This window comes from Citrobacter portucalensis, from assembly GCF_023374935.1.
Classification (GTDB): domain Bacteria; phylum Pseudomonadota; class Gammaproteobacteria; order Enterobacterales; family Enterobacteriaceae; genus Citrobacter; species Citrobacter portucalensis.
Map to the genome: position 1 here is coordinate 4,251,921 of NZ_CP092466.1, position 24,896 is coordinate 4,276,816.

Here is a 24,896-nt window from a genome sequence, read left to right on the forward strand (position 1 = left end):
TGGCTGAATGGAGAAAACTGAACTAGTTATCCAGTTCACTCATATCTTTAACCTGATCGCGGTTAATCTGTTCCGTCTTACCCGTTTGCGCATTTTTATACGACACCAGGCCAGTATCATCATCGACTTGCGGTTTGCCATCAGTAACGATTGTTTTGCCATCGGTGGTTTTAACCGCCTGGTTTGAGGAACAACCGGCCACGGTAAACAGTGCTGCTGCGGTAAAAATTGAGGTGATCAGGATATGTTTTTGCATGGTGTTCTCCCTGCTTTTCAGTTGTTTTCAGTGATATACCCAGTTAACTGTAGGCTAACTGACTGAGTTGCAGGGAAAATACAGAACACTCCTAATAACTCGCCCTGGTCACGGGCTTACTGCGAATCGTCATTTGACTGGTTTGCGCCAGCGTCAGACCTCGCGTTTCCGGGGCGAAAGCGATGGACACCAGCAGGCCAATCAGCGAAATTCCTGCGCCCATCAGCATGACATTGCTGATCCCGTATTTGGTAATGAACACCGGCAGCGCCCAGGTTGAAACAATGGTGCCGATGCGGCTTAAGGACATAATCACCCCGACGGCAGATGCGCGAATGTCGGTAGGGAACAGTTCATTTGGGTACAGCCACTGAAGATTTCCCGGTCCCCCCGAGAAAAAGGCGTACACGGCAAACGCCAGCACCACCAGCCACGCTCCCATATCAGGAATTAACCCCAGCACGGCCAGCGCCAGCGTCATCATAATAAAGCTGCCAATTAACAATGGCCGACGGCCCGCGCTATTAAGCCAGAACATGGGTGGAATGCACCCCAGCATAAAGCACAGGCTTATCACCACATTGCCCAACGCCGCGCTTTTCCCGGCACCAAGCCCCAACAGTCCAACAATCTGCGGACCAAAGGTATAAATGGCGAACATCGGGATCACCTGACAGGTCCAGATAGCGGCGACAAACAGGACAAACGGGAAATGACGGCGGTTAAACAGCTGCAGGAAGCGCGTCTCCTGCGGCGCCTCTTCGTCGAACACCACCGGTTCGCCGAACAGTTTGATCATCATCGCTTCACACTCTTTCACCCGACCTTTACGCAGCAGCCAGCGCGGCGATTCAGGAAGATCGAAGCGCCCAATCAGGATCAAAATACAAGGGATCACCGCGCTGCCCAGCATCCAGCGCCATCCTCCTTCAACATCATACAGCCAGTAACCGACCAGATCGGCACAGGTGGCGCCGACATACCACATCGCGGCGATAAAACCGATGGAGAAAGCGCGCTGGCGGGTATTGGAGAACTCAGTAATCATCGAGGTAGCAATTGGATAATCGGCACCAATCACAATGCCGATCAGCACACGCATTACCAACAGCTCAATGGGTGAGGAAACAAACATGGTTGCCGCCGATATCACGCCAATGGCGATAATATCGATGATGAACATTTTGCGCCGCCCGACCTTATCGGAAATGTAGCCAAACAGCGACGTCCCCACAAACAGACCGGCGAGCGTGCCGGCCCCCAGCAGACCGATCCACTGTGCGTCCAGTTTCAATGCTGGCGTGAGCTGTTCCAGCGCCACGCCAATCATCACCAGCACATAACCATCCAGAAATGGCCCACCGCTTCCCCACAGCATTATCCGGCGGTGAATAGAGGTAAATTTGATGTCATCAAAGTTCCTGGGCTGCTGCATAGCGACTTCCTGTTTCAACACGGGCAAAGCGTCATCTGTAGGCCGGATAAGGCGTTTAGGCCGCCATCCGGCATTGGCGCCACATGATTGCCGGATGGCAACGCTACCACGTCTTATCCGACCTACGGGTGCACAACTTCGTACTTATTAGCCGTAGCGAAACTCCACGCCAAATGTCCCGCGCGGGTATTCCCACTTTTCCAGCGCTGTATCAAGTCCGAGAATGCGGCACGTTCCGCACTCCAGGCATCCGGCGTAATCAAAACGGACGCTGCCGTCGTCCTGCTTTTTATACAGTCCGGCTGGACAAGCCTTAATCAGTACTTCCAGCGCCTGTTTATCAGGATCGGTTTTGAGAATGATGTGCGGGCTGTCTTCATCCACATTGAACTTATTGACGCCCAGTTTGACGTCCACATTGACGGGAGATGTCATAATACGGTCACTCCTTTCAGGCCATCTTTCATCAGGTTGATGAAGCCCACTTTCTTCGCATGACGCAGGATTTTTTTGCGCATTGGCACCGGAGCAGAGCCATCTACGGTGAACAGGTCGCGCGCGATGCTGACCGCCATTTCGGGATAGGCGGTAAACATGCGTGGGTTATCAAGGAAAGCGGGAAGCTTCTGATACATGCGCATATCGCGCATTGGACCATCATCGAGATGCTGACGGTATTCGCCCAGCGACTGTTTGCTGAAGTCGTCGCGCTTCATTGCGGAAAGCACCGTTTTCGCCGCCGCTTCGCCTGCAGATATGGCGAGATCCATACCGCGGATGGTAAAGCCGAGGTTCATACACATTCCGGCAGCATCACCTGCAATCAGCACACCGTCACCCACCAGTTCAGGCTGCATATTCATACCGGCCTCCGGTACGACGTGCGCGGCATATTCCACCAGCTTGCCACCGGCGATCAGTGGGGCAACCGCCGGATGCTGTTTGAAATCTTCCAGCATTTGTGGGACCGATTTTTTCGCGTCTTTCAGATGATGAAGACCGCAGACCAGCCCCAGAGAAAGGGTTGTTTCATTAGTATAGAGGAAGCCCCCGCCCATCAACCCATCGGTTGGAGAACCGGCAAACAGGCAAGCTGCACCTTCGTTCCCCTGTAACTGGAAACGATCTTCAATCACCGATTTTGGCAATTCGATCAGCTCTTTTACGCCAACGGCAACATGCGATGCCTCAACGCGCTTTGCCATGCCCAGTTTTTCTGCCAACAAAGAATTCACCCCGTCAGCGAGGATCACCACTTTGGCTTCCAGAATATCGCCGTCGGCTTCCACACCCACGACTTTGCCTTCGCGTTGCACAACGTTATCCACCCGAATACCGGTGATAAGCTGGGCTCCCGCCTCCTCGGCCTTCTCCATCAGCCAGGCGTCAAATTTGCTGCGTAAGACGGAATAAGAAACCTGCGACGATGCGGCCTCTTCACCATTGCAATAGTCGATGGTCATCGCCCCTTTGTCGGTCATAAAGGCGAGTTTTTCGTGGGTGATTATGCGTTCAATGGGGGCCTGCTCAGCAAAGCCGGGAATGATGCGTTCCAGGCTATGGGCATACATGCGCCCACCGGTGACATTCTTCGCGCCAGCAGAATTACCGCGCTCGATGACCAGCACCTGTGCACCTTCCCGAGCCAGCACCAGCGCCGCAACCGAACCGGCCAGACCTGCACCCACGATGATGGCATCAAAGATATCTTCGGACATACGTACTCCTGTCAGTGGCAGGATACTTTCGCACCCTGCCCGAATGGTTTAACGCGCCAGAGCAGCCGTCAGCGCAGGCAGGATCTTCAGCGCATCGCCAACGATGCCAAAATCTGCGTACTGGAAGATCGGCGCATTTTTATCTTTGTTGATGGCGAAAATCGTCTGCGCGCCGTTGGCGCCGACCATATGTTGGATCTGCCCGGAGATCCCCACGGCAAGGTACAGTTCTGGCTTGAGCATCAGGTTGGAAATACCGACGTAGCGTTCGTGCTCCATCCACTTCTCGTTTTCCGCCACCGGACGTGAACAGGCCAGCTCAGCGCCAATCGCCTGGCACAGCGCTTCGGCCAGCGAGATATTTTCTTTGCTACCAATACCGCGTCCCACGCTGACCACCAGACGGGCTTTGTCGAGATCGACGCTGTTGCTCTGACGCGCCTGCGTTGCCGTACGGGTCACAGCGATAGTCGGAGCCTGCCACTGGACGGTGTGCACCTCGCCGCTGTGAGCGGTATCCGGTTGCTGCGCATCAAACGTTCCGCTGCTGAGAGTGATCACGGCAAACGGTGAAGCGATTGTTTCTGCTCCCATCGCCAGGCCGCCGTAGACCATATGTTTGACCGCCGCTTTTCCGTCCTGCACCGCGACTGCGCTGGCGTCGTTTGAGACCGCAGCCGACAAGCGAAAGCCCAGCTTTGCCGCTAACAGCTTGCCCCGACGCGTATTCGGCAGCAGCACCGCGCCGCCCTCGCTGTACTGACGAATGGTTTCGGCCATCGCATCGGCGTAGTCTTCAACCATACGGTCTTCTGGTTTGCCGCTGAGCAGCCAGACATGATCTGCGCCTAAATGGCATGCCGCCGCGCTGTCCTCATCGCTGAGCACAAACGTGTTAACGTTTTCACCTAAAGCCTGCGCACCATTCATCAATTCCGGCAGACGAGAAGGGGTATCGCTGAATACCCAGACACTGGAAAATTTGTTCATAACATCCCCTGATAATTAAATGATTTTGCGAAGATTCTCGACAAACGCGGCAATCTGTTCTTCACCGTCACCTTCAATCACAACGCGCTGACGCTCGCGCTGCTTCGGTGCGGCAACCTGTTGTTCGGAATACGCTTGCGCGCCGTTCAGCCCAATGTCCGCAGACGACCAGACCTGGACCGGTTTTTTCGCTGCACCAAGAATGGCTTTCATGGAAGGGATTTGAGGGGTGTTGATGTCGGTAGAAACCGCGATCACCGCCGGAAGCGGGATACTCAGGGTTTCAACTTCATCTTCCAGTTCACGCTCTACCGTCAGCGTGCTGTCGGTAAGAGAGAGGATTTTACTCACGCCGTTAATCGCCGGCACGTTCAGCATTTCGCCCACCAGCAGACCAACCTGCTGAGCATAAAGATCGGAAGAACCGTCGCCGCAAATAAGCAGATCAAAACCTGATTTTTGTGCGGCGGCAGCCAGCGCAGTGGCGGTTTGTTGCGGCAGCGTCTGTTCAAATTGATCGTCAATGACAACAATCAGTTCATCAGGGCCACGGGAGAGCACATCTTTGCGCCCTTTTGCATTGGTCAGCGCTTTGCCGCCGACGCTCATGGCCACAACCTGAGCCTCTCCCACCTGCTGTTTTAACTGGCAAGCCGCTTCGATCGCATTCAGATCATATTGGCTGATTTTGCCATCTGCTTTGCTGAAATCGAGTGTTCCATCAGCATTATTAATCGCAATATCCTGCTCATCAGGTACGCATTTGTAGCAAGTAATTATCTTCATTGCATCTCCAGAAATCATGAAGGAAACGTATTTATATCGGCGGTGTTAAATACAGATATCACGCTCTTTAATTCGGAAATAAAACATTAATCACCAATATTGAAAATGTCACACATTGATATTCGTAACTTTCAATAGTGTTATGCACCTCACCAATATTGAAAGAAACATGTCAAATACGAAAATTTTCAATATTGTTTGCTGGTTCAACAATATTGAACGCCAGTCACTTAAAAAAGTTAAAAAATCAACATCAACCCAATGATTAATAAAAGAATTAATTGGATTTTCAGACAAAATAACCAGCATAAAAAAGTGTGACACAGATAACAGAATAGCCGGAAATGAATACCCATTATGAGTTACTCACTGAGGCGCCCCAGAGGTTAAAAAGTTATCAACAAATCATTAATAACAAATAAACAAACGATCACATACGGGCACGCTAAATAAATTTCGTTTTCACACTGGAATTCACTTATGAAAAATGAAAAGAGAAAGTCGGGAATTGAACCGAAGGTTTTTTTTCCGCCATTAATAATTGTTGGGATACTTTGTTGGCTAACAGTAAGAGATCTTGATGCCGCTAACGTCGTTATTAATGCGGTATTCAGTTATGTCACCAACGTCTGGGGTTGGGCATTCGAATGGTATATGGTCGTCATGCTCTTCGGCTGGTTCTGGTTGGTCTTTGGCCCGTATTCGAAAAAGAAATTAGGCGACGAAAAACCTGAGTTTAGTACCGCCAGCTGGATTTTTATGATGTTCGCTTCCTGTACATCCGCCGCGGTGCTGTTCTGGGGTTCCATCGAGATCTACTACTATATCTCTACCCCTCCGTTTGCTCTCGCCCCCAACTCCGTTGGCGCAAAAGAGATAGCTCTGGCGTACAGCTTGTTCCACTGGGGACCGCTGCCGTGGGCGACCTACAGCTTCCTTTCAGTCGCGTTCGCCTACTTCTTCTTTGTACGCAAAATGGACGTTATCCGCCCTAGTTCCACGCTGGTACCGTTAGTTGGCGAGAAGCATGCTAAGGGCTTGTTCGGCACCATCGTCGATAACTTCTATCTGGTGGCGCTGATCTTCGCGATGGGCACCAGCCTCGGTCTCGCTACCCCGCTGGTAACCGAGTGTATGCAATGGCTGTTCGGTATTCCGCATACGCTGCAACTCGACGCCATCATCATTACCTGCTGGATCATATTGAACGCCATTTGCGTGGCCTGCGGCCTGCAAAAAGGGGTCAAGATCGCCAGCGACGTACGTAGTTACCTGAGCTTCCTGATGCTCGGCTGGGTGTTTATCGTCAGCGGCGCCAGCTTCATCATGAACTACTTCACCGACTCGGTCGGCATGCTGCTGATGCATCTGCCGCGCATGCTGTTCTATACCGATGCCATCGGCAAAGGCGGCTTCCCGCAGGGCTGGACTGTTTTCTACTGGGCGTGGTGGGTTATTTACGCTATCCAGATGAGTATCTTCCTGGCACGTATTTCTCGGGGTCGCACCGTACGTGAACTGTGTTTCGGGATGGTACTGGGCCTGACCGCTTCCACCTGGATCCTGTGGACCGTCCTTGGCAGCAACACGCTGCTGCTGATGGATAAAAACATTCTCAACATCCCACAACTGATTGAACAACACGGCGTGGCGCGCGCCATTATCGAAACCTGGGCTGCTTTACCGCTCAGCACCGCCACCATGTGGGGATTCTTTATCCTCTGCTTTATTGCCACCGTCACGCTGATTAACGCCTGCTCCTACACCCTGGCGATGTCCACCTGTCGCGAAGTTCGTGATGGTGAAGAACCGCCGCTGTTGGTGCGTATCGGTTGGTCAGTTCTGGTCGGCGTCATCGGCATCGTTCTGCTGGCGCTGGGTGGACTGAAGCCCATTCAGACCGCAATTATCGCCGGGGGATGTCCGCTGTTCTTCGTCAACATCATGGTGACGCTGTCCTTTATTAAAGACGCCAAAGTGCACTGGAAAGACAAGTAATTCTTATTAACCCAATTGATCAAGAGGCTGAAAGATGGATTTCAACTTAAATGACGAGCAGGAACTGTTTGTCGCCGGTATTCGTGAACTGATGGCCAGTGAGAACTGGGAAGCTTATTTTGCCGAGTGCGATCGCGACAGCGTCTACCCTGAGCGTTTTGTAAAAGCGCTGGCGGATATGGGCATCGATAGCCTGTTGATCCCGGAAGAACACGGCGGGCTGGAAGCCGGTTTTGTCACCGTTGCCGCCGTCTGGATGGAACTCGGACGTCTTGGCGCACCGACTTACGTGTTGTACCAATTACCAGGCGGTTTTAACACTTTTCTGCGTGAAGGTACCCAAGAGCAAATTGATAAAATCATGGCGTTCCAGGGGACCGGTAAGCAGATGTGGAACTCGGCGATCACAGAACCGGGAGCGGGATCGGATGTTGGCAGTCTGAAAACCACTTATACACGCAAAAATGGTAAGGTTTATCTTAATGGCAGTAAGTGCTTTATCACCAGTAGCGCCTATACCCCGTACATCGTAGTGATGGCGAGAGATGGTGCATCGCCGGATAAACCTGTTTATACCGAGTGGTTTGTTGACATGAGCAAAGCGGGTATCAAGGTCAACAAACTGGAGAAACTCGGTCTGCGCATGGATAGCTGCTGTGAAATCACCTTTGATGACGTTGAACTGGACGAGAAAGACATGTTCGGTCGGGAAGGTAATGGCTTCAACCGTGTGAAAGAAGAGTTTGACCATGAACGCTTCCTCGTCGCGCTGACCAACTACGGTACGGCAATGTGCGCTTTTGAAGACGCCGCGCGTTACGCCAACCAACGCGTGCAGTTTGGCGAAACGATCGGCCGTTTCCAGCTGATCCAGGAGAAGTTCGCGCACATGGCGATCAAACTGAACTCCATGAAAAACATGCTGTTGGAAGCCGCATGGAAAGCGGATAACGGCACCATTACCTCCGGCGACGCGGCAATGTGTAAATACTTCTGCGCCAACGCCGCGTTTGAAGTGGTAGACACCGCCATGCAGGTACTGGGAGGTGTTGGTATCGCGGGCAACCACCGCATCACGCGTTTCTGGCGTGACCTGCGCGTTGACCGTGTTTCTGGTGGTTCTGACGAAATGCAGATCCTGACGTTGGGTCGTGCGGTACTCAAGCAATACCGATAGAACGACGCAACCTGTAGGCCTGATAAGACGCCTTAGCGTTGCCATCAGGCAATCAATGCCGGATGGCGGCGCGAGTGCCTTATCCGGCCTACATGGACACCCATAAATGCCAGGAGAAAAATGATGAATCATTTACCAATGCCAGCCTTCGGCCCGCTTTCCGGGGTACGCGTTGTCTTTTCAGGGATCGAAATTGCCGGTCCGTTCGCCGGTCAAATGTTCGCCGAATGGGGCGCTGAGGTTATCTGGATTGAAAACGTCGCATGGGCCGATACCATTCGCGTACAGCCTAACTATCCGCAGCTCTCACGCCGTAACCTGCACGCCCTGTCACTTAATATTTTCAAAGATGAAGGCCGGGAAGCGTTTCTGAAGCTGATGGAAACCACCGATATTTTCATTGAAGCCAGTAAAGGCCCGGCCTTTGCCCGCCGCGGTATTACCGATGAAGTGCTGTGGGAACATAACCCGAAACTGGTTATCGCCCACCTTTCCGGCTTCGGCCAGTTTGGTACCGAGGAGTACACCAATCTTCCGGCGTATAACACCATCGCACAGGCGTTCAGCGGCTATCTGATCCAAAACGGCGACGTGGATCAGCCAATGCCCGCCTTCCCGTACACCGCCGATTACTTCTCCGGGATGACCGCAACGACAGCAGCGCTGGCGGCCCTGCACAAAGTGCGCGAAACGGGTAAAGGTGAAAGCATCGATATCGCTATGTACGAAGTGATGCTGCGCATGGGTCAGTATTTCATGATGGATTACTTCAACGGCGGCGAAATTTGCCCACGCATGACCAAAGGCAAAGACCCGTATTACGCTGGCTGCGGCCTGTATAAATGCGCCGATGGCTATATCGTTATGGAGCTGGTCGGCATCACGCAAATCAACGAATGCTTCAAGGATATTGGCCTCGCCCACATTCTTGGCACACCGGAAGTCCCGGAAGGCACCCAGCTTATCCATCGTGTGGAATGCCCTTACGGCCCGCTTGTGGAAGAGAAACTGGACGCCTGGCTGGCAACGCACACCATCGCCGAAGTCCAGGCGCGCTTTGCTGAGCTGAACATCGCCTGCGCGAAGGTGCTGACTATTCCTGAACTGGAAGGCAACCCGCAGTACGTTGCCCGTGAATCTATTACTCAGTGGCAAACAATGGATGGCCGCACCTGCAAAGGGCCAAACATCATGCCGAAATTTAAAAACAATCCGGGGAAAATCTGGCGTGGCATGCCGTCACATGGCATGGATACTGCCGCCATTCTGAAAAATATTGGTTATAGCGAAGCAGACATAAATGAGCTGGTCGGCAAAGGCCTGGCCAGAGTTGAGGAATAAACGCGACGCGCTGACCCCTCGATGGTTAGCGCTCACGCCTGATTTCAGTGGATAAAGCAATATGGATATCGTTGGCGGACAAAACTTACGTCAGATGTGGGACGACCTGGCCGGGGTGTACGGAGATAAAACGGCGTTAATTTTCGAATCCTGCGAAGGAATCGTTCGGCAGTTTAGCTATGCCTCGCTCAATGAAGAGATTAACCGCACGGCAAACCTGTTCCATTCCTTAGGGATCCGCAAGGGCGATAAGGTCGCATTGCATCTGGATAACTGTCCGGAATTCATTTTTTGCTGGTTTGGGCTGGCAAAAATTGGCGCCATCATGGTACCGATTAATGCCCGCTTGCTGGGTGAAGAAAGTGCCTGGATCCTGCAAAACAGCCAGGTAAGTCTGCTGGTCACCAGCGCCCAGTTTTATCCTATGTACCGCCAGATACGGCTGGAAAATAGCACCCCGCTTAATCATATCTGTCTGATTGGCGAACAGCTTCCGGCTGACGACGGCGTGAGTCACTTTACCCAACTGCAATCCCGCCAGTCCGCCACGCTGTGCTATACGCCCGCGTTATCCACTGACGATACGGCGGAAATTCTGTTTACCTCAGGCACCACCTCACGGCCTAAAGGGGTGGTAATTACCCACTACAACCTGCGTTTTGCAGGCTACTACTCTGCCTGGCAAATCGCCCTGCGCGATGATGACGTCTACATGACGGTGATGCCCGCGTTTCATATCGACTGTCAGTGTACCGCCGCAATGCCCGCATTCTCCGCTGGCAGCACCTTTGTGCTGCTAGAGAAGTACAGTGCCAGGGCGTTCTGGAATCAGGTGCATAGATATAAGGCGACGGTTACCGAATGCATTCCGATGATGATCAGAACGCTAATGGTGCAGCCCGCTGCACCAACCGACAGACAGCATCACCTGCGCGAAGTGATGTTCTATCTCAATTTATCCGAGCAGGAAAAAGACGATTTTACCGAACGCTTTGGCGTCAGGCTGCTGACCTCCTACGGTATGACTGAAACCATCGTCGGTATTATCGGCGACCGTCCCGGAGACAAACGACGCTGGCCCTCCATTGGCCGCGTGGGATTTAGCTATGAAGCCGAAATCCGCGACGATCACAACCGTCCCCTGCCCGCCGGAGAAATTGGCGAAATCTGTATTAAAGGCGTGCCGGGCAAAACAATCTTCAAAGAGTACTACGCGCAGCCGGAGGCTACCGCCAAAGCGCTGGAACCTGAGGGCTGGTTACATACCGGTGATTCGGGCTATCAGGATGAGGATGGCTATTTTTATTTCGTCGACAGGCGCTGCAACATGATTAAACGCGGCGGAGAAAATGTCTCCTGCGTCGAGCTGGAAAATATTATTTCTGCGCATCCCAAAATTCAGGACATTGTGGTTGTCGGTATTAAAGATTCGATCCGTGATGAAGCCATTAAAGCGTTTATCGTCCTTAATGAAGGTGAAACATTAAGCGAAGCCGAGTTCTTCAGCTTCTGCGAAAACAATATGGCGAAATTCAAGGTTCCCTCTTTTATGGAGATAAGAACCGACCTGCCGCGCAATTGTTCAGGAAAAATAATCAAAAAAAATCTGAAATAACCCTTCCGACAGGAACTCCTCCTGCCGGGAAATCTATTTATCTGGAGATGAACTATGAGTGATTCATTACATCTGACCCGTAACGGCCCGATCCTGGAAATTACCCTCGACCGGCCTAAAGCCAATGCCATTGACGCCAAAACCAGCTTTGCCATGGGTGAAGCGTTTCTTAATTTTCGTGCCGACCCGGAATTACGCGTAGCGATTATCACCGGCGGCGGTGAGAAATTCTTTTCTGCAGGCTGGGACTTAAAAGCGGCAGCTGAAGGTGAAGCGCCAGATGCCGATTTTGGCCCAGGCGGCTTCGCCGGTTTAACCGAAATTTTCGATCTCGATAAGCCGGTCATCGCTGCGGTAAACGGCTATGCGTTTGGCGGTGGTTTTGAATTGGCGCTGGCAGCGGATTTTATTGTCTGCGCGGAAAATGCCAGCTTCGCACTGCCGGAAGCCAAGCTCGGAATCGTGCCTGACAGCGGCGGCGTACTGCGTCTGCCTAAGCTGCTGCCACCGGCAATCGTCAACGAAATGGTGATGACCGGCAGACGAATGAGCGCCGAAGAAGCGCTGCGTTGGGGCATCGTCAACCGCGTTGTCAGCCAGGGCGAACTGATGGATAGCGCGCGTGAACTGGCGCAGCAGTTGGTCAATAGCGCCCCGCTGGCTATCGCCGCACTGAAAGAGATCTATCGCACCACTAGCGAAATGACGGTGGAAGAAGGCTACCGCTACATCCGCAGCGGCGTGCTGAAGCACTATCCATCTGTACTGCATTCGGAAGATGCGCTTGAAGGACCGCAGGCGTTTGCCGAAAAACGCGACCCGGTGTGGAAAGGTCGTTAATGTGCCGATGCCGGATAGCGATTCGCTTATCCGGCAATAAAACCGAGATAAAACGATGAGCTACTACGCCTTTGAGGGCCTGATTCCGGTGGTACATCCGGATGCCTTTGTCCATCCCAGCGCCGTGCTGATTGGCGATGTCATAGTGGGTGCCGGAGTTTATATTGGCCCGCACACGTCATTGCGCGGTGACTATGGTCGCTTGATCCTGGAGGCAGGTTCTAATTTGCAGGATGGCTGCATCATGCACGGCTACTGTGACACCGATACCATCGTGCATGAGAACGGACACATCGGCCATGGCGCAATCCTGCACGGTTGCGTGGTGGGCAGAGATGCGCTGATCGGCATGAACAGCGTCATTATGGACGGCGCAGTGATTGGCGAAGAGAGCATTGTCGCCGCCATGAGCTTTGTCAAAGCCGGATTTCAGGGAGAGGCAAGGCAGATGCTGGTTGGCTCACCCGCTCGCGTATTGCGTGAAGTCACGGACCAGGAACTGCACTGGAAACGGCTAAACACCAAAGAGTATCAGGATCTTGCAACTCGCTGCCACACAGGTCTACACGAAACACTGCCCTTAACGCGGGTCGAAGAAAACCGGCCACGCCTGAAAGGCACAACGGACGTAAAACCCAAATCAGCACAGTAATTGATGCCGGATGCGCTCACGCTTATCCGGCCTACGCGTCAATCACCGTTTATGCCGCCATCAGGCAAACTGATTATTAGCGACGCATACTCTTGGAGAGCATCATCTGCCATTTCTGCTCACGGTTGAGCTCTGTTGGAGGAACGGCAGACAGGCGTGGCGTTTTCGCCATGCTCACCTTTTTCTCCTGCAAATTGTGATTCAGTCGGCTGTAGAGATGAGAGTCAATACTCACGACTTTCACCAGACGCTGGCACTGACAACCCCGACCGGCAATCTGATTAGGGATCATCTTAACTTCACAAACAATTTCTCCCACTTCCGACAGAATATAAGAGAGCGTATTAATTGCTTTGCAGTGCTCGATATCAAAATGGCGGGAAATTTCCTTTGCGGTGATCCAACGATCCTCGGCCATCATCCAGTCAGCAATTAACAAATAAAGCGGTCTTTCAACATATTTTTCACACATAAGCACACCATTTTCACAAATTAAAAATCTGGCTACGGCCTGTCCAAATTAATAAAAACTAAGCCATATTAAAATTGTGGATATAAAGGATAGTATGCGACTTGAATGTTGATTAGTGTGAGCAATATCGTGCTTATTACATTGAAAATGTGGTTACGGAAACGGACTTGTCCAGGAATGACCTTACGCAAGACAAAAAAAGGGTTTCTTTACAGAAACCCTTTCAAAATTATATTACAGATCCGGTTAGAGCAATATTCACCGGTCCTTTTGTTTATTACTTTTTGATCTGCGCGTGCATTTCCTGCACCGAGGTTACCTTCTCGGTGGCATCGGCATTCAACGCCATCGCTGTGGCGAAACCGCCGTTCAGCGTAGTGTCATAATGCACTTTGTACTGCAGCGCGCTGCGGCGAATAAGCTTGGAGTCTTCAATCGCCTGACGACCTTCGGTGGTGTTGATGATATAGGTGTACTCGCCATTCTTGATACGGTCCTGAATGTGCGGACGACCTTCATGCACCTTGTTCACCAGACGTGGATTGATACCCGCTTCACCCAGAACAATCGCGGTCCCGTGCGTCGCATCCAGCTCGAAGCCAAACTTCAGCAGTTTCGCTGCCAGGTCAACCACGCGCTCTTTATCGCCTTCACGAACGGAGAGCAGCGCACGACCCTGTTTTTTCATGGTGGAGCTGCTGCCCAGCTGTGCCTTGGCGAACGCTTCCGCGAAGGTACGGCCCACGCCCATCACTTCTCCGGTAGAGCGCATTTCTGGCCCTAACAGCGGGTCAACGCCCGGGAATTTGTTGAACGGCAGCACCACTTCTTTTACCGAGTAATACGGCGGGATAACTTCTTTGGTTACGCCCTGCTGTGCCAGCGTTTTCCCGGCCATCACGCGCGCCGCGACTTTCGCCAGCGGTACACCAGTTGCCTTGGAGACGAACGGAACAGTACGCGCTGCACGCGGGTTCACTTCAATCAGGTAAACTTCGTTATTCTTCACTGCAAACTGGACGTTCATCAGACCGCGAACCTGCAGTTCGAAAGCCAGTTTCTGCACCTGTTGGCGCATCACATCCTGAATTTCCTGACTCAGGGTGTAAGCAGGCAGAGAACATGCGGAGTCACCGGAGTGCACGCCCGCCTGTTCGATATGCTCCATGATGCCGCCAATCAGCACCATTTCACCGTCGCAGATAGCGTCCACATCCACTTCAACCGCGTCATCAAGGAAACGGTCCAGCAGTACCGGCGCATCGTTAGAAACGCTGACTGCGGTCTGGAAGTAGCGACGCAGGTCGGCTTCGTCGTAGACGATTTCCATCGCGCGACCACCGAGAACATACGACGGACGCACCACCAGCGGGTAGCCAATCTCTTTCGCCTTCTCAACAGCCTGTTCGATAGCCGTTACGGTAGCGTTCGCCGGTTGTTTCAGCTTCAGACGGTCAACCGCCTGCTGGAAACGCTCGCGGTCTTCCGCGCGGTCGATGGCATCCGGGCTGGTACCGATAACCGGTACACCTGCCGCTTCCAGCGCACGCGCCAGCTTCAGCGGGGTCTGTCCGCCGTACTGTACGATGACGCCTTTCGGCTTCTCGATACGAACGATTTCCAGTACGTCTTCCAGCGTGACCGGCTCGAAGTACAGGCGGTCGGAGGTGTCGTAATCAGTTGAAACGGTTTCCGGGTTACAGTTGACCATGATGGTCTCGTAACCGTCTTCGCGCAGCGCCAGCGAGGCGTGTACGCAGCAGTAGTCAAACTCAATGCCCTGACCGATACGGTTTGGACCACCGCCCAGCACCATGATTTTATCGCGGTCAACGGACGGGTTCGCTTCGCACTCATCTTCATAGGTGGAGTACATGTAAGCGGTGTCGGTGGCAAATTCTGCTGCACAGGTATCCACGCGTTTGTAGACCGGGTGCAGATTGTACTGGTCGCGCAGTTTGCGGATTTCCGCTTCGCGAACGCCGGCCAGTTTCGCCAGACGCGCATCGGCGAAGCCTTTGCGCTTCAGTACGCGCAGGAAGTCAGCGTCGAGGCCGTTGATGCCAAGGTCGGTGACTTTTTCTTCCAGACGTACCAGCTCTTCGATCTGCACCAGGAACCAGCGGTCGATGTTGGTCAGGTTGAACACGCCATCGACGGACAGGCCAGCACGGAAGGCATCGGCGATGTACCAGATACGCTCAGCGCCAGCGTCTTTCAGCTCGCGACGGATTTTAGTCAGTGCTTCCGGGTCGTCCAGGCTTACTTTCGGGTCGAAGCCGGTCGCGCCCACTTCCAGACCGCGCAGCGCTTTCTGCAACGATTCCTGCTGGGTACGACCAATCGCCATCACTTCACCGACAGATTTCATCTGCGTGGTCAGGCGGTCGTTAGCACCAACGAATTTCTCGAAGTTGAAGCGTGGTATTTTCGTCACAACGTAGTCGATGGACGGTTCAAACGAGGCCGGAGTACGACCACCGGTGATGTCGTTCATCAGTTCGTCGAGGGTGTAACCTACGGCCAGCTTGGCGGCAACTTTCGCAATCGGGAAGCCGGTAGCTTTGGACGCCAGCGCCGAGGAGCGGGACACGCGCGGGTTCATCTCGATGACAATCAGGCGACCGTTTTTCGGGTTTACCGCAAACTGGACGTTAGAGCCGCCGGTTTCTACGCCGATTTCACGCAGTACCGCCATCGAGGCGTTACGCATGATTTGATATTCTTTGTCGGTCAGCGTCTGGGCAGGTGCTACGGTGATGGAGTCACCGGTATGGATGCCCATCGCGTCGAAGTTTTCGATGGAGCAGACGATGATGCAGTTGTCGTTTTTATCACGCACCACTTCCATCTCGTACTCTTTCCAGCCAATCAGTGATTCATCAATCAGCAGCTCGTTGGTTGGGGAAAGATCCAGACCGCGTTCGCAGATTTCTTCGAACTCTTCGCGGTTGTAGGCGATACCGCCACCGGTGCCGCCCATGGTGAAGCTAGGGCGGATAATGCACGGGAAGCCAACGTCAGCGGCAACCGCCAGCGCTTCTTCCATGGTGTGAGCGATGCCTGAACGTGCGGTGTCGAGACCAATCTTCTTCATCGCGATATCGAAGCGACGACGGTCTTCTGCTTTATCAATGGCATCCGCCGTTGCGCCAATCATAGTCACGCCGAACTCAGCCAGTACGCCCTGGCGTTCCAGTTCCAGCGCACAGTTCAGCGCTGTCTGACCGCCCATGGTTGGCAGCACCGCATCCGGGCGTTCTTTCTCAATAATTTTGCGTACCACTTCCCAGTGAATCGGCTCGATGTAAGTGGCATCGGCCATTTCCGGGTCGGTCATGATGGTTGCTGGGTTGGAGTTCACCAGAATAACGCGGTAACCCTCTTCACGTAGGGCTTTACACGCCTGCGCGCCGGAATAGTCAAACTCACACGCCTGACCGATAACAATCGGACCCGCGCCCAGAATCAGGATACTTTTTATGTCTGTACGTTTTGGCATGGCTCTTTTACTCCTGATTATTTCGCGGACTGACGGTAATGCTCAATTAACTCGATAAAGTGGTCGAACAACGGTGCTGCGTCGTGCGGACCCGGACTCGCTTCAGGGTGCCCCTGGAAGCTGAACGCCGGTTTGTCGGTACGATGAATCCCCTGCAAGGTGCCGTCGAACAGTGACTTGTGGGTCACGCGCAGGTTGGCAGGCATTGAGGCTTCATCTACAGCAAAACCGTGGTTCTGCGCGGTGATCATCACGGTGTTGTTATCAATATCTTTTACCGGATGGTTGCCGCCGTGGTGGCCAAACTTCATCTTAATGGTCTTCGCACCGCTCGCCAGCGCCAACAGCTGATGGCCGAGGCAGATGCCAAATACCGGAATATCGGTTTCGAGGAATTTCTGAATCGCGGTAATTGCGTAGTCGCACGGCGCCGGGTCGCCAGGGCCGTTGGACAGGAAGATACCGTCCGGATTCATCTTCAGAACGTCTTCTGCTGAGGTTTTCGCCGGTACAACCGTCAGGCGGCAGCCGCGGTCCGCTAACATACGCAGAATGTTACGTTTGGCGCCGAAATCGTAAGCCACAACGTGGAACGGCATTTCATCGGCAGATTTCGCTTCCGGCAGGTCACCGGCTAGCGTCCAGCTCCCCTGCGTCCAACTATAAGGCTCCGCGGTGGTCACTTCTTTCGCCAGATCCATACCGTTCAGGCCAGGGAAAGCTTTTGCTTTTTCCAGTGCCAGCGCCGCATCCGGGTTATCGCCCGCGATGATGCAGCCGTTCTGTGCGCCCTTTTCACGCAGCAAACGCGTCAGCTTACGGGTATCGATATCAGCAATCGCCACAATGTTATGGCGCTTGAGGTAAGAAGAGAGGTCTTCAGTATCGCGGAAGTTGCTGGCAATCAGCGGCAGGTCGCGGATGACCAGGCCTTGCGCATGTACCTGAGAAGATTCTGCATCGGCTTCATTGGTGCCGACATTACCGATATGAGGATAAGTAAGAGTGACGATTTGGCGGGAATAGGAAGGATCAGTGAGGATTTCTTGATAACCGGTCATTGAAGTATTGAAAACGACTTCCCCAACCGCCGAACCTGTTGCCCCTATGGCCCGACCGTGAAACTGGGTTCCGTCTTCCAGAACCAATAGCGCTGACTTAATCAAAACACCCTCCAGAGAATATTCACTCACTTTATTTGCATATTAATTCATTAACACCTCATGAATCAATGCAAATTTGCTTACCTATGGATTTCTGGCAAACGGCGGCATTCTAGAGATAGCTCACACAAAAGTCTACCCAAAAGGGCTTTTTTTATTATTATTTTGCGCCACTGGGATAAATCACACGATTTAACAGGCAAAAAGATCAGCTAACTCAGGGTGGAAAACGCTTGCGGCAGGCAAAGAGTGTAAAAACAGAATAAGGGAGAGAAAAAAGTGGACCATTTGGTCAAAATTTACATTGATATAACAGAATAACTCAACAAAACACGGAAAAATAACCAATTAAAAGAAAAAACACATTCAGAAGCTAAAAATAAAAGGGCAATAAAATATTGCCCTATGTAATCAAATAATTATGATTACAATAACCACATCACGAAGGGTAATAAAAGCTACAAACTGCGTAAATCAAGCACATCTTTCATATCAAAAAGACCATTTGACTTTGATTTTAGCCAAATTGCCGAACGCACTGCGCCATTGGCAAAAGTCATGCGGCTGGACGCTTTATGCGTGATCTCAATACGCTCGCCAATATCAGCAAACATCGCGGTATGCTCACCGACGATATCCCCCGCCCGCACCGTGGCAAAACCGATCGTGCCCGGTACGCGCTCGCCGGTGTAACCTTCACGCGAATAGACGGCACACTCTTTTAAATCTTTATCCAGCGCCCCGGCAATCGCCTCGCCCATCGCCAGCGCAGTGCCTGACGGCGCATCAACTTTATGGCGGTGGTGAGCTTCAATAATCTCAATATCGGTGTAATCGCCCATCACTTTCGCCGCCTTCTCCAGCAGCTTAAGCATAACGTTCACGCCGACGCTAAAGTTCGCGGCGAAAACGATCGCAATCTCCTGCGCGGCATCACGAATAGCCTGTTTACCGGCATCGTCAAAGCCGGTGGTGCCAATCACCATCCCTTTACCGTGCTGGCGGCAAAACGCCAGATGCGCCAGCGTGCCTTCCGGGCGGGTAAAATCGATGAAAACATCGAAGTCATCTTTCACCGCGTCAAGGCTGCTTTGCACGGTAACGCCCGTTTTTCCGGCCCCCGCTAATTCTCCGGCATCGCTTCCCAGTAAGGACGAGCCTTCGCGCTCTAACGCCGCACCAAGCTGTACGCCTTCCATGCCGAGAGTGGCCTGAATCAACTGACGCCCCATGCGTCCTCCGGCTCCCGCGATGGCAACGCGGATTTGTGCATCATGCATAGCTATTCTCTTTTGTTAATTTTACGTAAATCGTTTTCAGATTAACCAGCACAACGCTGCGCCGCCAGCCGAAAACGTCGATAATTAGAATTTAATGATAAACAGGCAGAGATATCAGTAAAAGGCATGACGATCAGCTAAAACCACATGATTCTCTGACCACCAGCGCAGGCGGCAGAATAATACGTTTCGGTGGTTCGTCATTTCCCTGAATGCGACTATAAAGCAGTTCCCCGGCCTTGCGACCTATCTCTTTTGCCGCCACCGACACGGTGGTGAGCGCAGGTTGAACCAGCGCCGCTTCAGTGATGTCGTCGAACCCCACCAGCGCAAAATCATGCCCAGGTTCGCGCCCCATTTTACGTAATGCCTGCATGACCCCAAGCGCCACGATATCCTGGTAACAAACGGCGGCGGTAATTTGCGGGAAGCGCAGAAGAAGCGACTCCGCCACTTTTGCGCCGTCAATTTGGCTGGCCTGCGTCGCCACTATCCATTCCGGATTCGGCGATATTCCATGCTCCAGCAATGTGCTGGTGAAACCGCCGATACGCTGCGCCCGGCTTCCGGAACTTGGGCTCCCGCCAATAAACGCAATATTCTTGTGCCCCATTTTGACTAAATGGGTGGTCGCCATTTGCGTACCGAGAAAGTTATCGGTGCCCACAAAATCAAAATCAGGATCGCTTAGGGGACGGACCACCATGATGGCGGGAATATTGCGCCTTTTCAGCGCTTCAAAGAAGGATGTCGGCGTTTCGCGCGCCGCGCAGAGCACCATGCCGCAGGCATTATTGCGCATCAACGAGTCGACAAATTTTTGCTGCCGTTCTCCTGATTCTTCGCTGTTTGCCAGAAACAGCAGCAGGTCATGCCGCTCCATCTCATGGCTCAGCCCTGCCGTCATCTCACCGTAAAAAGGGTTAGTGATATCGTGTAACAACAATCCGACCTGATTACTGCTCCGGTTACGCAGGTTGGCGGCGGTTTGATTATAAACGTAGCCGGCATCGTCCAGCGCTTTGAGCACGCGGTCACGCGTGGCCTGAGAAATACGCCCCCGGTTACGCAATACCATTGAAACGGTTGCCGTGGAGACTCCCGCGCGTTCCGCTACCTGCGCCAACGTGACTGTTGTCATGACTTCTCCTGATTTATTACGAAGGTTAATCGAATAACCGAAATCTTGTCTTTTTACGTGTGATTCACATCACGCTAACGCGCTTTTCACCGCACGGGATTCTGATTATGGCGGGTTAATCGCGTTAACCACTCTATGAAAATAAGGTTAATCGATTAATCTTAAATAAGCCAACACGGAGACAGAAAATGCATACAACCTATAATAAATTCCCTGAGGTTAACGTTCAGGGCTATGACAACCACGCCTGGCAGGGTTGGTCGTCGATCCATTCAGTGATTAACACCAGGATTTCTGGCGCAACCAAAACCGTATTGATCGTGGATTGCTATCCGGGCGTGCGGCTTGAAGAGTTGGAGCAACAGCTCGTGACGACATTAGATGCCGCACTGGTGTTGAATATTGAATCCGCCCGCCGCGATGAGCAGGCCCTGCATGATTTACTGGCGCGTAACCTGACCGACGATCGCGTATTCGGCGTGCTTTCCTGTCATCACCTGGATGAATTTTTTGATAGCGACAAACTCAGCCTGCTCCGCCAACAGATTGATGCCGTTAGTGAAGGGCTGGTCGTGGTATACGGCTCTGGCGCTGCATTGGCGCACCCGGGTGACGTGCTGGTTTATGCTGACCTTCCGCGCTGGGAAATTCAGCAGCGCATGCGCCATGACGGGCTGGGTAACTGGGGGGCAGAAAACCAGGATGAAGATATTCTTCGTCGTTACAAACGTGCTTTTTTCATTGAATGGCGGGTATTCGACAAACACAAAACGCCGTTACTCAAACGCGCCGATTATTTGCTCGATACCACGGTAGAAAATAGTCCCGCGATGGTCAGCGGCGACGCGCTACGCGCCGGTCTGCAACAAACCACCCAACAACCGTTTCGCGTTGCCCCTTTCTTTGACCCAGGCGTCTGGGGCGGGCAATGGATGAAACAACACTTCGATCTCGATCCCTCAGCCCCCAATTACGCGTGGTGTTTTGATTGCGTGCCCGAGGAAAACAGCCTGTTACTGCGTTTTGGCAACGTGCGGATCGAGATCCCCTCTCAGGATCTGGTGCTGACCTGTCCCCGTCCCCTGCTGGGCGAAAAAGTTCACGCGCGCTTTGGCGCGGAATTCCCGATCCGTTTTGATTTCCTCGACACTATTGGCGGCCAGAATTTGAGCTTTCAGGTTCATCCGCTCACCGAATACATTCAGCAGCAGTTTGGCATGCACTATACCCAGGATGAGAGCTATTACATTCTCGAAGCCGAGCCGGATGCCGTAGTGTATCTCGGCACCAAAACCGGGATCGCGCCGCAGGATATGCTCGACGATCTCCGGGCCGCAGGGCGTGGTGAAAAAACGTTTGATGATGAACGATTCGTGAATCAGATCCCTGCGCATAAACACGATCACTTCCTGATCCCCGCCGGAACCGTCCACTGTTCGGGAGCTGGCACCATGGTGCTGGAGATCAGCGCAACGCCGTATATTTTCACCTTCAAACTGTGGGACTGGGGTCGCTTAGGGTTAGACGGCTTACCGCGTCCGGTGCATCTGGATCACGGTCAGCAGGTTATTGACTGGCAGCGTGACACGCAATGGGTGCACGACAACCTAGTCAACCGTATTGAACCTATCGCTGAAGGAGAAGGTTGGCGAGAAGAAAGAACCGGAATGCACGAACGCGAGTTTATCGAAACGCGTCGCCACTGGTTTACGGCACCGGTCACTCACCATACCCATGGCGGCGTAAACGTCCTGAACCTGGTCGAAGGAGCTCAGGCCGTTGTTGAAAGCCCGAGCGGCGCGTTTGCCCCGTTTGTCGTCAACTATGCAGAGACCTTTATCATTCCAGCCGCCGTTGGGGAGTACCGCATTTCGCCGTTTGGCAAAGGCATCGGTCAACAGCTCGCCACGATTAAAGCCTGGGTCAGAGGATAAGCGCATGATTAACGTTATTGTTGCCACCCATGGTCCCCTGGCGGAAGCGCTTCTCGCCAGCGGTCGTATGGTTTACGGAGAATTACCGCATGTTTATCCCGTCACGCTGAGTGAACAGGCAGGTATCGAAGGGTTTAAACAGACGTTCTCTCAGGTTCTCGCAAGTGCCGGGAAAGACGCTGACGGCGTTCTGGTGTTGTGTGACATGCAAAGCGGTACGCCGTGGAATGTCGCCTGCCATCATGCGTTTTCTGCACAAACGGTTCCTCCCGTTGCCGTTGTGGCGGGAGTCAATTTCCCAATGTTGTTACAAAGCGAAGAGATCTGCCATTTAACGGACGTTCATGCCGCAGCCGTCGAGCTGCTGGCGTTGACGGTACCCACGCTGATTAAAGCCGCCCCGGTTTTATCCGTTCAGTCCGACGATTTTTAAAGGAAACCACTATGAGTATTTCTTTTGTACGTATCGATGACCGCGTAATCCATGGGCAGCTCGTGACACGTTGGGCCAAAGAGCTGCCCTGTGACGGAATTGTCGCTATAGACGACGCCGTCGCGGCCGACCCTCTGCTCTCTTCGGTGATGAAAGGCGCTGTACAGGACACCAAAGTCTGGTTGTTTGATACGGCCACCGCGATTGAAAAACTGCCAAAAGTCATTGCCAGCGAGAAGCGTTATTTTGTCATTGGTAAATCCCCCGTGACGCTGAAACGCATTGAAGAAGCGGGTATCAGCCTGAAAAATGCCAACGGCAAGATTAATGTGGGTCCAATGAGTGCTCGTGCTGATACCACCACCATCGGCCCGAATCAGTCTGTCAACGGGGATGAAATTGCCGCTTTTGACTGGCTAACGCAGCATGGGCACTTGGTTGAGTTTCGCCTGGTGCCTGATGCCAGTTGCTACAGCTGGCAGGACGCACGTCAGAAGCTGAAATAAGGAGCGCACGATGATTATCGAAGCTACGTTGATTGGCATACTTTGCTATCTCGGCGCCCTCAGCAGTCCCTGGCTGCTGGGACTGACCGGCGGCTGGTACCTGATCACCCGCCCGCTGATTTCCGGAATGCTGGTCGGGATTATTCTCGGCGACATTAAAACCGGGATCATGATTGGCGTTGCGGTTCAGGCGGTGTATATCGCGATGGTCACGCCCGGCGGTTCAATGCCCGCCGACCTCAACTTTGTCGCTTACCCGGCAATTGCTTTAGGGATCCTTTCCGGAAAAGGACCCGAGGTCGCGGTCGCGCTGGCGGCCACCATCGGTATCGCCGGAACCATTTTGTTTAACGCGATGATGGTACTGAACTCTTTCTGGAACCACCGGGCAGATGTGGCGCTGGAACGGGGCGATGAACGCGGTATTTACCTAAACAGCGCCGTCTGGCCACAGGTGACAAACTTTGTCCTACGTTTTGTTCCGACCTTTATTGCGGTCTACTTCGGGGCGCAATACATCAGCGGCTTTATGGACAGTTTGCCGAAAATTGTTCTGTCGACGATGAACGTACTGGGCGGCATTTTACCCGCCGTCGGGATCGCGATTTTGCTCAAGCAGATCATCAAAAACTACACCATGCTGATCTACTTCCTCGTCGGTTTTGTCTGCATCGTCTTTTTAAAACTCAACATGGTCGCGCTGGTGATCGTCGGTTCACTGCTGGCGTTGATCCATTACAACTACAAACCGGAACCGCCGCAGGCCGCGAATGCAAAGTCGGTAGCCGATGATGATGAGGATGAATTCTGATGGAAGAACGTACACTTACGCGTAAAGATCTTCGCCGCTGTTGGCGCGCATGGATGATGCACAACTTGTCATCGATGAGCTTTGAACGTCTGGAATCTTTTGGCTTTTGTCTGAGCATGCTTCCGGTGGCGAAAAAGCTCTATCCCGACGCAGCCCAACGTACTGAAATGCTGCGCCGCCACGCCTCGTTTTATAATACGGAACCTCAGATAGGCGCGATCGTAAATGGCATGGTGCTGGGGCTGGAAGAGAAAAAAGCGAACGGTGAGCCGATCGATGGGGAGACCATCAATACCCTGAAAGTTGGTCTGATGGGCCCTATTGCCGGGATCGGCGATTCAATGATCCCTGGCATGCTGATCCCTATCCTGCTCAGCATCGGTATGGCCCTGGCGGCCGGCGGTAATATTCTGGGGCCACTGTTTTATACCGTTGCCTGGTTGGCCATCATCATTCCCGGCTCGTGGTTCCTGTTCCTGAAAGGCTACAAGATGGGTTCCGGCTCGGTGGAAATGCTGGTGAGCAGCAAGTCTGCCCGTCTGCGTGAAGCGTTATCGCTGCTGGGCGTGTTTGTCATGGGGGGCGTGGCGGCAAGTTACGTTAAACTTGGCACCGGGCTGGAATTTATCACCAAGGATGGGGTGAATATCCATGTTCAACAGATGCTGGACGGTATCTTCCCGCAGTTACTGCCGCTGATTGTGGTACTTGGTACCTGGTATCTGATGGCCAAGCGTGGTGTGTCGCCAGTGAAAGCGATGATTTTACTGTTGATACTGGCCGCCCTCGGCGTCGCCACGGGCCTGTTTGCGGGGTAGTGCCTGTCATTTGCCGGATGGCAAGTAC

The 24,896-nt window shown here is 52.9% G+C and carries 22 protein-coding genes; 11 read left to right on the forward strand and 11 right to left on the reverse strand.

Annotation, left to right across the window (positions count from 1 at the left end):
• Positions 1 to 22: 22 nt before the first annotated feature.
• The 6 genes from LY264_RS20625 to LY264_RS20650 form a co-directional block, all read right to left on the reverse strand.
• Positions 23 to 256 carry a YgdI/YgdR family lipoprotein gene (locus LY264_RS20625; protein ID WP_003018880.1) on the reverse strand — a complete coding sequence of 78 codons (234 nt, stop codon included), beginning with the start codon at positions 254 to 256 and terminating at the stop codon, positions 23 to 25.
• A gap of 91 nt (positions 257 to 347) precedes the next feature.
• Positions 348 to 1,691, reverse strand: a complete 1,344-nt coding sequence (locus LY264_RS20630; protein WP_020996234.1) for an MFS transporter — start codon at positions 1,689 to 1,691, stop codon at positions 348 to 350.
• Between the two features lie 147 nt (positions 1,692 to 1,838).
• Positions 1,839 to 2,126 carry a ferredoxin-like protein FixX gene (gene fixX / locus LY264_RS20635; protein WP_000203736.1) on the reverse strand — a complete coding sequence of 96 codons (288 nt, stop codon included), beginning with the start codon at positions 2,124 to 2,126 and terminating at the stop codon, positions 1,839 to 1,841.
• Complete coding sequence (locus tag LY264_RS20640) at positions 2,123 to 3,409, reverse strand: FAD-dependent oxidoreductase (protein ID WP_048227111.1); 1,287 nt, start codon at positions 3,407 to 3,409, stop codon at positions 2,123 to 2,125. The genes fixX and LY264_RS20640 overlap by 4 nt, the downstream gene beginning before the upstream one ends.
• A gap of 48 nt (positions 3,410 to 3,457) precedes the next feature.
• Entirely contained in the window at positions 3,458 to 4,399 is a 942-nt protein-coding gene (locus LY264_RS20645) for an electron transfer flavoprotein subunit alpha/FixB family protein (protein WP_048227112.1), read from the reverse strand.
• Positions 4,400 to 4,414: 15 nt separating this feature from the next.
• On the reverse strand, positions 4,415 to 5,185 hold the full coding sequence (locus tag LY264_RS20650; protein WP_048214962.1) for an electron transfer flavoprotein FixA: 771 nt from the start codon (positions 5,183 to 5,185) through the stop codon (positions 4,415 to 4,417).
• A 480-nt stretch (positions 5,186 to 5,665) separates the two neighbouring features.
• Between LY264_RS20650 and caiT the strand changes: the two genes are divergently transcribed.
• From caiT to caiE, 6 genes are all read left to right on the forward strand, one after another.
• Entirely contained in the window at positions 5,666 to 7,183 is a 1,518-nt protein-coding gene (gene caiT / locus LY264_RS20655; protein WP_003829695.1) for an L-carnitine/gamma-butyrobetaine antiporter, read from the forward strand.
• Between the two features lie 34 nt (positions 7,184 to 7,217).
• Positions 7,218 to 8,360, forward strand: a complete 1,143-nt coding sequence (gene caiA / locus LY264_RS20660) for a crotonobetainyl-CoA dehydrogenase (protein ID WP_003018898.1) — start codon at positions 7,218 to 7,220, stop codon at positions 8,358 to 8,360.
• A 123-nt stretch (positions 8,361 to 8,483) separates the two neighbouring features.
• The gene (gene caiB, locus LY264_RS20665) at positions 8,484 to 9,701 is read left to right on the forward strand and encodes an L-carnitine CoA-transferase (protein ID WP_003018901.1); all 1,218 of its coding nucleotides are present in this window, start codon (positions 8,484 to 8,486) and stop codon (positions 9,699 to 9,701) included.
• A gap of 61 nt (positions 9,702 to 9,762) precedes the next feature.
• A complete protein-coding gene (caiC, locus tag LY264_RS20670) occupies positions 9,763 to 11,316 on the forward strand; it encodes a crotonobetaine/carnitine-CoA ligase (protein ID WP_048227113.1) in 1,554 nt (517 codons plus the stop codon).
• 54 nt (positions 11,317 to 11,370) lie between these two features.
• Positions 11,371 to 12,156: a crotonobetainyl-CoA hydratase gene (caiD, locus tag LY264_RS20675; protein ID WP_048227114.1), complete on the forward strand. Its 786-nt coding sequence runs from the start codon at positions 11,371 to 11,373 to the stop codon at positions 12,154 to 12,156.
• Between the two features lie 55 nt (positions 12,157 to 12,211).
• Positions 12,212 to 12,808, forward strand: coding sequence for a carnitine operon protein CaiE (gene caiE / locus LY264_RS20680; protein WP_048227115.1), 597 nt, complete (start codon positions 12,212 to 12,214; stop codon positions 12,806 to 12,808).
• 76 nt (positions 12,809 to 12,884) lie between these two features.
• On the opposite strand, the gene caiF is transcribed toward caiE, so the two are convergent.
• From caiF to LY264_RS20705, 5 genes are all read right to left on the reverse strand, one after another.
• Positions 12,885 to 13,280: a carnitine metabolism transcriptional regulator CaiF gene (caiF, locus tag LY264_RS20685; RefSeq protein WP_003829705.1), complete on the reverse strand. Its 396-nt coding sequence runs from the start codon at positions 13,278 to 13,280 to the stop codon at positions 12,885 to 12,887.
• A gap of 277 nt (positions 13,281 to 13,557) precedes the next feature.
• A complete protein-coding gene (gene carB / locus LY264_RS20690) occupies positions 13,558 to 16,782 on the reverse strand; it encodes a carbamoyl-phosphate synthase large subunit (protein WP_003829707.1) in 3,225 nt (1,074 codons plus the stop codon).
• Between the two features lie 17 nt (positions 16,783 to 16,799).
• On the reverse strand, positions 16,800 to 17,948 hold the full coding sequence (gene carA / locus LY264_RS20695; protein ID WP_048227116.1) for a glutamine-hydrolyzing carbamoyl-phosphate synthase small subunit: 1,149 nt from the start codon (positions 17,946 to 17,948) through the stop codon (positions 16,800 to 16,802).
• Between the two features lie 455 nt (positions 17,949 to 18,403).
• On the reverse strand, positions 18,404 to 19,225 hold the full coding sequence (gene dapB, locus LY264_RS20700) for a 4-hydroxy-tetrahydrodipicolinate reductase (RefSeq protein WP_048227117.1): 822 nt from the start codon (positions 19,223 to 19,225) through the stop codon (positions 18,404 to 18,406).
• Between the two features lie 133 nt (positions 19,226 to 19,358).
• Positions 19,359 to 20,366 carry a LacI family DNA-binding transcriptional regulator gene (locus tag LY264_RS20705; protein WP_048227118.1) on the reverse strand — a complete coding sequence of 336 codons (1,008 nt, stop codon included), beginning with the start codon at positions 20,364 to 20,366 and terminating at the stop codon, positions 19,359 to 19,361.
• 188 nt (positions 20,367 to 20,554) lie between these two features.
• Here LY264_RS20705 and LY264_RS20710 point away from each other — a divergent pair, with 188 nt between their 5' ends.
• The 5 genes from LY264_RS20710 to LY264_RS20730 are packed head-to-tail and all read left to right on the forward strand — an operon-like array spanning position 20,555 to position 24,868.
• The gene (locus LY264_RS20710; RefSeq protein ID WP_048227119.1) at positions 20,555 to 22,300 is read left to right on the forward strand and encodes a class I mannose-6-phosphate isomerase; all 1,746 of its coding nucleotides are present in this window, start codon (positions 20,555 to 20,557) and stop codon (positions 22,298 to 22,300) included.
• A 4-nt stretch (positions 22,301 to 22,304) separates the two neighbouring features.
• Positions 22,305 to 22,733, forward strand: coding sequence for a PTS sugar transporter subunit IIA (locus tag LY264_RS20715; RefSeq protein ID WP_048214970.1), 429 nt, complete (start codon positions 22,305 to 22,307; stop codon positions 22,731 to 22,733).
• A gap of 11 nt (positions 22,734 to 22,744) precedes the next feature.
• On the forward strand, positions 22,745 to 23,239 hold the full coding sequence (locus LY264_RS20720) for a PTS sugar transporter subunit IIB (protein WP_003837349.1): 495 nt from the start codon (positions 22,745 to 22,747) through the stop codon (positions 23,237 to 23,239).
• Positions 23,240 to 23,249: 10 nt separating this feature from the next.
• Positions 23,250 to 24,050, forward strand: a complete 801-nt coding sequence (locus LY264_RS20725) for a PTS mannose/fructose/sorbose/N-acetylgalactosamine transporter subunit IIC (protein WP_048214971.1) — start codon at positions 23,250 to 23,252, stop codon at positions 24,048 to 24,050.
• The gene (locus tag LY264_RS20730) at positions 24,050 to 24,868 is read left to right on the forward strand and encodes a PTS system mannose/fructose/sorbose family transporter subunit IID (protein WP_016151643.1); all 819 of its coding nucleotides are present in this window, start codon (positions 24,050 to 24,052) and stop codon (positions 24,866 to 24,868) included. The genes LY264_RS20725 and LY264_RS20730 overlap by 1 nt, the downstream gene beginning before the upstream one ends.
• Positions 24,869 to 24,896: the final 28 nt, after the last annotated feature.

Excerpts from the sequence above, each read along its gene's own strand:
- dapB (WP_048227117.1), bottom strand. The coding sequence starts at position 19,225 with ATGCATGATGCACAAATCCGCGTTGCCATCGCGGGAGCCGGAGGACGC.
- caiC (WP_048227113.1), top strand. The coding sequence starts at position 9,763 with ATGGATATCGTTGGCGGACAAAACTTACGTCAGATGTGGGACGACCTG.
- caiT (WP_003829695.1), top strand. The coding sequence starts at position 5,666 with ATGAAAAATGAAAAGAGAAAGTCGGGAATTGAACCGAAGGTTTTTTTT.
- caiE (WP_048227115.1), top strand. The coding sequence starts at position 12,212 with ATGAGCTACTACGCCTTTGAGGGCCTGATTCCGGTGGTACATCCGGAT.
- LY264_RS20715 (WP_048214970.1), top strand. The coding sequence starts at position 22,305 with ATGATTAACGTTATTGTTGCCACCCATGGTCCCCTGGCGGAAGCGCTT.
- LY264_RS20710 (WP_048227119.1), top strand. The coding sequence starts at position 20,555 with ATGCATACAACCTATAATAAATTCCCTGAGGTTAACGTTCAGGGCTAT.
- LY264_RS20630 (WP_020996234.1), bottom strand. The coding sequence starts at position 1,691 with ATGCAGCAGCCCAGGAACTTTGATGACATCAAATTTACCTCTATTCAC.
- caiB (WP_003018901.1), top strand. The coding sequence starts at position 8,484 with ATGAATCATTTACCAATGCCAGCCTTCGGCCCGCTTTCCGGGGTACGC.
- caiD (WP_048227114.1), top strand. The coding sequence starts at position 11,371 with ATGAGTGATTCATTACATCTGACCCGTAACGGCCCGATCCTGGAAATT.
- LY264_RS20720 (WP_003837349.1), top strand. The coding sequence starts at position 22,745 with ATGAGTATTTCTTTTGTACGTATCGATGACCGCGTAATCCATGGGCAG.
- LY264_RS20705 (WP_048227118.1), bottom strand. The coding sequence starts at position 20,366 with ATGACAACAGTCACGTTGGCGCAGGTAGCGGAACGCGCGGGAGTCTCC.
- carB (WP_003829707.1), bottom strand. The coding sequence starts at position 16,782 with ATGCCAAAACGTACAGACATAAAAAGTATCCTGATTCTGGGCGCGGGT.
- caiA (WP_003018898.1), top strand. The coding sequence starts at position 7,218 with ATGGATTTCAACTTAAATGACGAGCAGGAACTGTTTGTCGCCGGTATT.
- LY264_RS20625 (WP_003018880.1), bottom strand. The coding sequence starts at position 256 with ATGCAAAAACATATCCTGATCACCTCAATTTTTACCGCAGCAGCACTG.
- caiF (WP_003829705.1), bottom strand. The coding sequence starts at position 13,280 with ATGTGTGAAAAATATGTTGAAAGACCGCTTTATTTGTTAATTGCTGAC.
- fixX (WP_000203736.1), bottom strand. The coding sequence starts at position 2,126 with ATGACATCTCCCGTCAATGTGGACGTCAAACTGGGCGTCAATAAGTTC.
- LY264_RS20645 (WP_048227112.1), bottom strand. The coding sequence starts at position 4,399 with ATGAACAAATTTTCCAGTGTCTGGGTATTCAGCGATACCCCTTCTCGT.
- LY264_RS20730 (WP_016151643.1), top strand. The coding sequence starts at position 24,050 with ATGGAAGAACGTACACTTACGCGTAAAGATCTTCGCCGCTGTTGGCGC.
- LY264_RS20640 (WP_048227111.1), bottom strand. The coding sequence starts at position 3,409 with ATGTCCGAAGATATCTTTGATGCCATCATCGTGGGTGCAGGTCTGGCC.
- LY264_RS20725 (WP_048214971.1), top strand. The coding sequence starts at position 23,250 with ATGATTATCGAAGCTACGTTGATTGGCATACTTTGCTATCTCGGCGCC.
- LY264_RS20650 (WP_048214962.1), bottom strand. The coding sequence starts at position 5,185 with ATGAAGATAATTACTTGCTACAAATGCGTACCTGATGAGCAGGATATT.